Raw genomic sequence first — 237 nt, 5'->3', positions numbered from 1 at the left:
CCTTCAATATCACCGTTTACCGCCGCTACCATGGCGCCGACGGCACAGCCCCGTTTGACAGCTTCTGAAAGCGGAATTTGATCAATCAAACCCGATAATACGCCGGCCGCAAAGCCGTCTCCGGCACCCACGGGATCCGCTGCTGCCTTAATCTGATAGCCTTCCGCATAGCCGCTTTCGTTCCCGCCGGCATAATAGGCGCCTTTTGAACCAAGCTTGATGATCGCAGTTTCAGCC

1 protein-coding gene is annotated in these 237 nt (G+C 56.1%); it reads right to left on the bottom strand.

The genetic code is table 11. The annotated features are described in order from the left end of the window. Window positions 1-237: PfkB family carbohydrate kinase (locus tag CF394_RS00105; protein WP_243370554.1), on the bottom strand; the 237-nt coding region annotated here is incomplete at both ends.

It is taken from the genome of Tetzosporium hominis, assembly GCF_002265435.1.
GTDB lineage: Bacteria > Bacillota > Bacilli > Bacillales_A > Planococcaceae > Chryseomicrobium > Chryseomicrobium hominis.
The sequence above is the reverse complement of the archived record's forward strand: the minus strand, read 5'-3'. Positions and strand labels throughout refer to the sequence as shown.